This window comes from Mycobacterium sp. (assembly GCF_052144515.1).
Lineage (GTDB): Bacteria > Actinomycetota > Actinomycetes > Mycobacteriales > Mycobacteriaceae > Mycobacterium.
In genome coordinates this window covers 24,796-34,479 of sequence record NZ_JBKQQD010000197.1, presented here as the reverse complement: position 1 = coordinate 34,479, position 9,684 = coordinate 24,796, and the positions used below count along the sequence as shown (strand labels likewise).

Below are 9,684 nucleotides of genomic sequence, written 5' to 3'. Positions count from 1 at the left end.
CTGGCAGTCGTGCGTGGAAGATCGGGACGCCACCATCTACAAGTTGAGCGCGGCTGTTGTCAACCTTTGCCGGATGGTGGAGTACTTGGCATCGGAGCAGCAGCGCGGCGGCGCTAGCCACGCCATTACATAAGGCAAAGGGCATCGGCAAGACACAGGTGCGCCAGCGTGGCTCACAGTCCCAGCGGCCATCTGGCGGCTGGCACAGTCATCTGAGACTCACGTGACCACGCCGGGCAGCGCGCTGTTGTTTCCGAGCAGGTGAGCTACCCGCGCCGGGGCCCCGTCAATCTCGCGAAACCCGCTGTGCTGCAATACGGCTCCCGCCGCCGTTTAACGGGCCTCAGAGTCAGTTCTTACCTCGTTCCGAGCCACGGCTGCGACTGTCAGGTCGTGACCATGAGGAAGGTTGGGCTGGCTGCGGTGATCGGTGTTGGCGTCGCCGCGGGATCGATGGTGGCTGCTCCGGTGGCCAAAGCCGATATCAGTCTCGAATGCCACCCGGGCTGCTGGGGAGCAATCGCGGCGTCAACCTCGACCGGACAAGAAGCGATCCGACTCAACTATTCGACTCACCAAAGGGCGGAGGAGGCCGCCGTCCTGTGGTCCGACGTCACTGGCAAGACGAACGATTGCCAGGTAGTGATATCAGGACTGGGCTGTGTGTCGATCGCGGAGAGCAGCGACGGGAAAACGTTCGCGGGGCGGTAAGGGTTCTTCCAAGACGCAGCTGACGCGGCAGCCTTGGACGGTGCGGGACCCGGCTCGAAGATCGACCTCAACGGCTGCAGCGGCTGACGGCGGGTATGCCGGCAGCCAGTCACGTAGCTCCGCCGCCGCATGGGCAAACTGCCTGATCAAAACCACCCGGCGGGCCGATGTGCCATGATGTCCAAGCTGTACGGATTCAGGGAGCAGCGGTGGATCTCAATTTTTCGATGGTCACCCGACCGATCGAGCGTCTGGTGGCCACGGCGCAGAACGGGCTGGAAGTCATACGGCTAGGGGGCCTGGAAACAGGCAGTGTCCCGTCGCCGTCCCAGATCGTCCAGAGCGTACCGATGTACAAGCTGAAACGGTACTTCCCGCCGGACAGCCGACGCGGACAGCCGAAGGTGGGCCCGCCGGTGCTGATGGTGCACCCGATGATGATGTCGGCCGATATGTGGGACGTCACCCGCGAGGACGGGGCGGTGGGGATCCTGCACGCCAGCGGCCTGGACCCCTGGGTCATCGACTTCGGCTCGCCCGACAAGGTCGAGGGCGGGATGCGGCGCACTCTGGCCGACCACATCGTCGCGCTCAGTGAGGCGATCGACACGGTGAAGGAAGCGACCGGGCAGGACGTGCACCTGGTCGGATACTCGCAGGGCGGGATGTGGTGCTATCAGGTCGCGGCATACCGGCGTTCGAAGAATCTCGCCAGCATCGTGGCTTTCGGCTCGCCGGTGGACACCCTGGCCGCGCTGCCCATGGGCTTACCGCCGAACCTGGCTCCCGCCATCGCCGATTTCATGGCCGATCACGTCTTCACCCGGTTGAATATTCCAAGCTGGTTGGCGCGCACCGGTTTTCAAATGATGGACCCACTCAAGACCGCCAAGGCGCGGGTCGACTTCGTGCGTCAGCTACACGACCGCGAGGCCCTGTTGCCGCGCGAACAACAGCGCAGATTCCTGGAGTCCGAAGGCTGGATCGCGTGGTCGGGACCGGCGATCTCCGAGTTGCTCAAGCAGTTCATCGCGCACAACCGAATGATGACGGGCGGTTTCGCCGTCAACGGGCAGATGGTGACGCTCACCGATATCACCTGCCCGATACTGGCGTTCGTCGGTGAGGTCGACGACATCGGCCAGCCCGCGGCTGTGCGCGGTATCCGGAGGGCGGCGCCGAACGCCGAAGTGTTCGAATACCTCATCCGCACAGGACATTTCGGCCTAGTGGTGGGATCGAAGGCGGCCAAGGAGAGTTGGCCGACCGTCGCCGAATGGGTGCGCTGGCTGTCCACCGGTGGCGACAAGCCGGCGAACATCGACCTGATGGCAGATCAGCCGGAGGAGCACACCGACAGCGGCGTGGCATTCAGTTCTCGCCTCTCGCACGGCCTGGGCGAGTTCTCCGAGGCGACGGTGGCGCTGGCCCGCGGTGCGGTTGACGCGGTCGCCGCGGCCAACAAATCGATGCGCACGCTGGCAGTGGAGACGGCCCGGACACTGCCGCGGCTGGCCCGGCTGGGACAGATCAACGATCACACCCGGATCTCGCTGGGCCGCATCATCGAGGAACAGGCCCACGATGCCCCGCAGGGCGAATTCCTGTTGTTCGACGGTCGCGTACACACCTACGAGGCCGTGAACCGCCGCATCAACAACGTCGTTCGCGGCCTGATCGAAGTCGGGGTACGGCAGGGCGACCGCGTGGGCGTGCTGATGGAGACGCGACCCAGCGCACTGGTCGCCATCGCCGCGCTGTCCCGGCTGGGCGCGGTCGCGGTGGTAATGCGGCCCGACGCCGATCTGGCCGAGTCGGTCCGGCTCGGGGGAGTGTCCGAGATCCTGACCGACCCCACCAACCTCGATGCCGCACGCAACCTGCAGGGCCAGGTGCTGGTGTTGGGTGGCGGGGAGACGCGCGACCTGCACCTGCCGGAAGACCCCTCTGAGCAGGCCCAAGTCATCGACATGGAACAGATCGACCCTGACGCCGTCGAGTTGCCCGGCTGGTACCGCCCCAACCCCGCGCTGGCGCGGGATTTGGCGTTCATCGCGTTCAACGCCGCGGGCGGCGAGCTGGTGGCCAAGCAGATCACCAACTACCGCTGGGCGGTGTCGGCCTTCGGGACCGCCTCTGCGGCCGGCCTGGACCGCAAAGACACCGTCTACTGCCTGACGCCGCTGCACCACGAGTCGGCGCTGCTGGTCAGCCTGGGGGGTGCCGTCGTCGGCGGGACCCGCATCGCGCTGTCGCGCGGCATGAACGCGGACCGCTTCGTCCAGGAGGTACGTCAGTACGGCGTCACCGTCGTGTCCTACACCTGGGCGATGCTGCGCGACGTCGTCGACGATCCGGCGTTCGCGCTGCAGGGCAACCACCCGGTGCGGCTGTTCATCGGCTCGGGTATGCCGACCGGGCTGTGGGAGCGGGTCGTCGACGCGTTCGCGCCCGCGCACATCGTCGAGTTCTTCGCCACCACCGACGGGCAGGCGGTGCTGGCCAATGTGTCCGGCGTGAAGGTCGGCAGTAAGGGTCGCCCGCTGCCCGGCGCCGGGCGTGTCGAGCTGGGTGCGTACGACGCCGAGCGGGACTTGATCCTGGAAAACGACCGCGGCTTCGTCCAGGTCGCCGACGTCAACCAGATCGGGGTGCTACTCGCGCAGTCCAACGGACCGATCGATCCGACCGCGTCGGTCAAACGCGGGGTCTTCGCGCCCGGCGACACCTGGATATCGACCGAGTACCTGTTCCGCCGCGACGCCGACGGGAACTTCTGGTTGATGGGCAGGCGCGGTTCGGTGATTCGCACCGCCCGCGGGTTGGTCTATGCCGAGCCGATCACCGACGCGCTCGGCTTCATCAACGGCGTCGACCTCGCGGTGAGCTACGACGTGTCGGTGAATGGCCGGCAGCTGGCGGTATCGGCGCTGACATTGCTGCCGGGAGCCACGATCACGGCCGCCGACTTGACCGAAGCCGTCGCCAACATGCCCGTCGGGCTGGGGCCCGACATTGTGCACGTCTGCCCGCAGATGACGTTGAGCGCGACCTACCGCCCCACCGTCAGTGCGCTGCGCGCGGCCGGGATTCCCAAATCGGCACGCCAGGCATGGTATTTCGACACAGGCAGCAACGAGTTCCGGCGGTTGACTCCCGCGGCGCGCGCGGAACTGACTGGTGGGCTGAGTGGTGGGAAAAGACGCACCAATGCTTGACGATTCCCTGCTGAGCATTCTGGTGTGCCCCGCCGACCGGGGTCCGCTGGTACTCGTGGATGGCGAGCTGCTCTACAACCCGCGGCTGCGCCGCGCTTATCGCATCGACGACGGCATCCCGGTGCTGCTGATCGACGAGGCCCGCGACGTCGACGACGACGAGCACGCCCGGTTCATGGCACAAGGCCGTCCGGCAGATCCCCGGTGAGGTAGCGCTGCAGGTTGGGCGCGATTGTCTGCGCGATCTGCTCGGCCGGCAGCGACGCGAACGGCTCCAATTCCAGGATGTAGCGCGCCATCACCACGCCGACCAGCTGCGAGGCGACGAACTGGATGCGGATGACCCCGCTGCCCGGCGGGTTGTCAACGCGCGGGCCCACTTCCACCGCGATCACGTCCTGAATGAACGTGCGAAACAGGTTGACTTCCGATCCGGCCAGGATGGATCGCAGCGTGGCGATGAACCCTGTACCCAGGTCGGAATCCCACAGCGGCAATAACATTGACGGCAGGCGGTAGCCGATTTCGTCGATCGGCACCTCGCGCAACGGGCCGATGATGTCCATCGGATCGATCGGGATGTGAACGGCGGCGGCGAACAGTTTCTCCTTGGTGCCGAAGTAGTGATGCACCAGCGCCGAATCGACGCCCGCCGCCGCGGCCACCGCGCGTATCGACGTATTGCCAATTCCATTGCGGGCAAAGAGCTCCCGAGCGCTCGTCAGGATGCGATTGCGGGTGCCGGAGCTTCCGGTCGGCCGCCCGCGCCGTCGGCGCCCGGTGTTGGCGGTCGTCACGCTAGGGCGTCCGTCGCCGCAGCGTTGCCGCGGCCAGGCACAGCGCCGCGAGCGCAAAGCCCAAGACGACGACGATGTCGCGCACCGCGACGTAGGTCAGTTGCGGGTGCGCACCCACCTGCTGCAGCGCCTCCAGCGCGTAGCTGGCGGGCATGACATTGCTGATCCATTGCAGCCAATGTGGCATCAATGCCCGCGGCACGATGATGCCGGCCAGCAGCAGCTGCGGCACCATCACCAGCGGGATGAATTGCACGGCCTGAAACTCGGTGCGCGCGAACGCGCTACACAGCAGGCCCAGGCCAACCCCCAGGACGGCGTTGACGATCGCGATCAAGAACACCCACGCCGGGCTACCCGCGGTGTCGAAGCCGAGCAACCAAAACGACACGATGCACGCCAAACTCGCTTGCACCGCAGCGGCTATCGAGAACGCGGTCCCATAGGCGATCAGCAGGTCGAGCCGGCGCAGCGGAGTGGTCAGGATGCGCTCCAGCGTTCCGGAGGCCCGTTCCCGCTGCATGGTGATCGCCGTGATGATGAACATCACGAAAAGCGGGAAGAGGCCCAGCAGGATCAGGCAGGCGTTGTTGAACGGGGCCGGGGCGCCCGGGCGATGCGGGGCGTTTTGGAACATGAAGTACATCAGCGTGATGACCATTACCGGCACCAACAGGATCATCGCGACGCTGCGATGATCGGCGGCCAGTTGGCGCAGGATCCGCGTCGTCGTGGCGGTGTAGTTCTGCGGCGTCAGCCGGCTGCGGGCACGGTGGTGGTGCGTCGGATGATCGACAGAAACGCTTCCTCCAGTGACGTGCATCCCGTCTCCTTCCTTAGCTGTTCCGGCGTGGTGTGCGCCAGAAGCTGGCCTTCGCGCATCAACAGCAGATCACCGCAGCGGTCGGCTTCGTCCATCACGTGGCTGGACACCAGCAGCGTGGTGCCGCGCCGAGCGACCGCGTCGAACTGCTCCCAGAGCTCGACACGCAGCACCGGGTCCAGGCCGATGGTCGGCTCGTCGAGCACCAGCAGATCGGGCCGGCCGACCAGCGCACAAGCCAATGAGACCCGGGTCCGCTGCCCGCCGGAGAGGTTGGCGCAGCGGGAGGTGCGGTGAGTACGCAGGTCCACCGCGTCGATCACCTCGTCGGCGGCTTGACGCTCGGTCCCGCAGAGTTCGGCGAAGTAGCGGACGTTGTCGATCACCCGCAGATCGTCGTAGATCGTCGGATCTTGCGGCATATAGCCGACCCGTTGCCGCAGTTGGCGCGCTCCGGCTGGGTGGCCGAGCACCGTCACCGAGCCTCCGGTCACGATCTGCGTCCCGACGATGCAGCGCATCAGAGTGGTCTTGCCGGATCCGGAAGGGCCGAGCAGGCCGGTGATCGTGCCTCGGGCGATCCGAACACAAATGTCCTGTACTGCGGACAATTTGCCGCGGATCACGCGCAGGTGATCGATGACGATGGCCGGTTCCGCGCCATTGCGCAGTAATTCATCACTCGATGAACTCATCATACGATGAATAATCGTCCCGTACAGCCGCGCTGTCAAGGTTGCGGCGTGGAATCGGTCAGCCTCCGTCGGAGCCCGGGCGGCGCGACGGGTGATGTCCGTGCACGCCTTCGGCGTAGGCGGTTTCGGCGTGTTGAGTGAAGTCGACGCCGGTCGTCTCGTCCTCTGCGCTGAGCCGGAAGCCCATCAGCCGATCGATCAACGTGGCGAGCACGAACGACACCGTGAACGCATAGAAAGCGACGACGACGACCGCGAGCACCTGCTTGCCCAGTTGGGCGAGGCCGCCCCCGTAAAAGAGGCCCTGCGGACCCGACGTCATGACCGCTGTCGCCAGAAGTCCGATCAATAGCACGCCGACGACACCGCCGACGAAGTGCACCCCGACCACATCGAGCGAATCGTCATAGTTGAAACGGAATTTCGCGCCCACCGCGAACGAGCACACGATACCGGCGGCCAGGCCGACGACCGCCGCGCCGAGCGTGTTGACGGTTCCACACGACGGCGTGATGGCGACGAGGCCGGCGACCACACCGGATGCCGCGCCGAATGTCGTGGGCCTGCCGTCACGGATCTGCTCGACCGAGAGCCAGCCGAGCATGCCCAGGCAGCCGGCGACGAGGGTGTTGAGGAAGATGGCGGCGGCGGTTCCGTTGGCGGCCAACGCCGAACCTGCGTTGAACCCGAACCAGCCGAACCACAGCAGCCCGACACCGAGCAGCACGAACGGCAGATTGTGCGGCCGCATGGCGTCTTTCTTGAAGCCGATGCGGGGCCCGAGCACCAGCGCCAGCGCCAGGGCAGAGGACCCGGAGACGATCTCGACGACGAGGCCGCCCGCGTAGTCGAGCACGCCCAACTTGGCCAGCCAGCCACCGGGTCCCCAGACCCAGTGCGCGACAACCGAATACACGACGATCGCCCACACCGGCACGAAGACCATCCAGGCCGCAAACTTGGCGCGGTCGGCGATCGCGCCGCTGACCAGGGCGGCTGTGATGATCGCGAACGCCAACTGGAACGTGGCGTAGAGCAGTTCCGGAACCACTCCATGAGCGGTATCGGGCGTGATGCCGAGCATCCCGATATGTCTGAGGTCGCCGATGAGCCCGCCCGCCCCGTCGTGGGAGAACGCGATGGTGTAGCCGACCAACAGCCACGCCACCGTGACCAGCGGTATCGAGATGAAGCTCATCATGATCATGTTCAGCACCCCGGTGGTGCGCACCATGCCGCCGTAGAAGATCGCCAGGCCTGGGGTCATCAGCAGGACCAGTGCGGTGCTGGCCAGCAGCCACGCGGTAGCGGCGGCGTCGATCGCATGCATATTTGGGCTCCTCCTTGAGCCCCGGGGATGCTGGGACACCCCAGGACACCGGGATACTGTCATGTTTGCGGTGCCGGTAGGTTCGGCGGGTGGCTGCAGGCCAGCTGTTAGTCGACCCGGTCGCGGCCGCGCATCGGTTGCTCGGTGCCACCCTCATCGGTCGCGGTGTGTGTGCCACCGTCGTCGAGGCCGAGGCCTACGGCGGGGTCTCCGATGGCCCGTGGCCGGACGCCTCGGCGCACTCGTATCGCGGTCTCAACGGCCGTAACGCGGTGATGTTCGGGCCGCCCGGGCACCTGTACACCTACCGCAGCCACGGTATTCACGTGTGTGCCAACGTGTCCTGCGGACCCGACGGCGTCGCCGCCGCGGTGTTGCTCAGGGCCGCGGCCATCGACGTGGGCCTCGACGTCGCCCAGGCGCGGCGCGGCGCGGCCGTCCGTACCGTCGCGCTGGCACGCGGTCCGGGCAATCTGTGTTCGGCGTTGGGAATCACCATGGCCGACAACGGGATTGACTTGTTCGCCCCGAAGAGTCCGGTGCGGCTTGTCCTCAACGCGGCGCAAGGCGCGGTGTCGGGTCCACGTGTTGGGATCAGCCAGGCCGCCGACCGGCCTTGGCGGTTGTGGCTCGCCGGCAGGCCCGAGGTGTCGGCCTACCGGCGCAGTCCACGGGCGCCCGCGCCGGGCGCCAGCGACTAGATAGATGGTGGTGACCCGCTGCGCCCGGCTTCGCCGCGCTTGCGATCACCACTAGAGTCTTGCGGGATGTCAAGCATGATCCTCGACGAGCTGGGCTGGCGCGAATTGATCTCGCAGTCCACCGACCTCGACGCGCTGGCGGCCGAAGCACAAAAGGGGCCGATGACGGTGTACGCCGGCTTCGACCCGACCGCGCCGAGTCTGCATGCCGGACACCTGGTGCCGCTGCTGACGTTGCGGCGGTTTCAGCGTGCGGGTCATCGCCCCATCGTGCTCGCGGGCGGCGCCACCGGCATGATCGGTGACCCGCGTGACATCGGCGAGCGCACGCTCAACGAGGCCGACACCGTCGCCGACTGGACCGAGCGGATCCGCGGACAGCTGGAACGCTTCGTCGATTTCGACGACGCCGCGAAGCCCGGGACTGCCGCAATCGTCGAGAACAACCTCGAGTGGACACGCTCCATGTCGGCGATCGAGTTCCTGCGCGATCTCGGCAAGCACTTCTCGGTGAACGTGATGCTGGATCGCGACACCATCCGGCGGCGCCTGGAGGGGGAGGGGATCTCCTACACCGAGTTCAGCTACATGCTGCTGCAGGCCAATGACTACGTCGAATTGCACCAGCGGCACGGCTGCACGCTGCAGATCGGCGGTTCGGATCAGTGGGGCAACATCATCGCCGGGGTCCGCCTGGTGCGCCAAAAACTGGGCGCTTCGGTGCATGCGCTCACCGTTCCGCTGGTCACCGCGGCCGATGGCACCAAATTCGGCAAATCCACCGGCGGCGGCAGCCTCTGGCTGGACCCGCAGCTGACCAGCCCCTATGCCTGGTACCAGTACTTCGTCAACACCGCCGACGCGGATGTGATCCGCTACCTGTGCTGGTTCACCTTCCTGTCGGCCGACGAGGTAGCCGAGCTGAAACAAGCGACGGCCGAGCGCCCGCAGCAGCGTGCCGCCCAGCGTCGGCTTGCCGCCGAGCTCACCGTTCTGGTGCACGGAGAAGAGGCGACGGCAGCGGTCGAGCATGCCAGCCAAGCGCTCTTCGGCCGCGGGGAACTCGACCGTCTCGACGAGTCGACGCTGGCCGCGGCGCTGCGCGAGACGGCGGTCGCCGAGCTCAAGCCCGGCGGCCCCGACGGGATCGTCGATTTGCTGGTGGCCACCGGCTTGTCGGCCAGCCGGGGCGCGGCGCGACGCACGATCGACGAGGGCGGGGTGTCGGTCAACAACGTCCGCATCGACAGCGAAGCGTGGGCGCCGCAGGACTCGGACTTCCTGCACGGTCGCTGGCTGGTGCTGCGCCGCGGCAAGCGCAATATCGCCGGCATTGAACGAATTTGACGGATCGGGTAGCAAAACGCGTTAGTGCGCAAACCTTTACCGGACCGTGCTGTCGCTGTGAC

The 9,684-nt window shown here is 66.5% G+C and carries 9 protein-coding genes; 5 read left to right on the top strand and 4 right to left on the bottom strand.

From position 1 onward, the window contains the following. Nucleotides 1–399: 399 nt before the first annotated feature. The 3 genes from ACLP9N_RS13880 (at nt 400) to ACLP9N_RS13870 (ending at nt 4,137) form a co-directional block, all read left to right on the top strand. Nucleotides 400–711, top strand: a complete 312-nt coding sequence (locus ACLP9N_RS13880; protein WP_442407951.1) for a DUF4189 domain-containing protein — start codon at nt 400–402, stop codon at nt 709–711. Nucleotides 712–938: 227 nt separating this feature from the next. Then, nucleotides 939–3,929 carry an acyl-CoA synthetase gene (locus ACLP9N_RS13875; RefSeq protein WP_442407954.1) on the top strand — a complete coding sequence of 997 codons (2,991 nt, stop codon included), beginning with the start codon at nt 939–941 and terminating at the stop codon, nt 3,927–3,929. Beyond that, complete coding sequence (locus ACLP9N_RS13870) at nt 3,922–4,137, top strand: Trm112 family protein (protein ID WP_442407950.1); 216 nt, start codon at nt 3,922–3,924, stop codon at nt 4,135–4,137. The genes ACLP9N_RS13875 and ACLP9N_RS13870 overlap by 8 nt, the downstream gene beginning before the upstream one ends. Here ACLP9N_RS13870 and ACLP9N_RS13865 read toward each other — a convergent pair. From ACLP9N_RS13865 to ACLP9N_RS13850, 4 genes are read right to left on the bottom strand one after another with little or no spacing between them, the layout of a single operon-like run. Then, complete coding sequence (locus tag ACLP9N_RS13865) at nt 4,103–4,726, bottom strand: TetR/AcrR family transcriptional regulator (RefSeq protein WP_442407949.1); 624 nt, start codon at nt 4,724–4,726, stop codon at nt 4,103–4,105. The genes ACLP9N_RS13870 and ACLP9N_RS13865 overlap by 35 nt on opposite strands. A 1-nt stretch (nt 4,727) precedes the next feature. After that, nucleotides 4,728–5,549, bottom strand: coding sequence for an ABC transporter permease (locus tag ACLP9N_RS13860; RefSeq protein WP_442407948.1), 822 nt, complete (start codon nt 5,547–5,549; stop codon nt 4,728–4,730). After that, complete coding sequence (locus ACLP9N_RS13855; RefSeq protein ID WP_442407947.1) at nt 5,480–6,247, bottom strand: ABC transporter ATP-binding protein; 768 nt, start codon at nt 6,245–6,247, stop codon at nt 5,480–5,482. Before ACLP9N_RS13855 ends, ACLP9N_RS13860 begins: the two co-directional genes overlap by 70 nt. A 55-nt stretch (nt 6,248–6,302) precedes the next feature. Beyond that, the gene (locus ACLP9N_RS13850; protein ID WP_442407946.1) at nt 6,303–7,574 is read right to left on the bottom strand and encodes an ammonium transporter; all 1,272 of its coding nucleotides are present in this window, start codon (nt 7,572–7,574) and stop codon (nt 6,303–6,305) included. Between the two features lie 89 nt (nt 7,575–7,663). Here ACLP9N_RS13850 and ACLP9N_RS13845 point away from each other — a divergent pair, with 89 nt between their 5' ends. Next, nucleotides 7,664–8,275 (top strand): DNA-3-methyladenine glycosylase, encoded by a 612-nt coding sequence (locus ACLP9N_RS13845; protein WP_442407945.1) that lies wholly within the window; start codon nt 7,664–7,666, stop codon nt 8,273–8,275. 66 nt (nt 8,276–8,341) lie between these two features. Next, nucleotides 8,342–9,622, top strand: a complete 1,281-nt coding sequence (gene tyrS, locus ACLP9N_RS13840; protein ID WP_442407944.1) for a tyrosine--tRNA ligase — start codon at nt 8,342–8,344, stop codon at nt 9,620–9,622. Nucleotides 9,623–9,684: the final 62 nt, after the last annotated feature.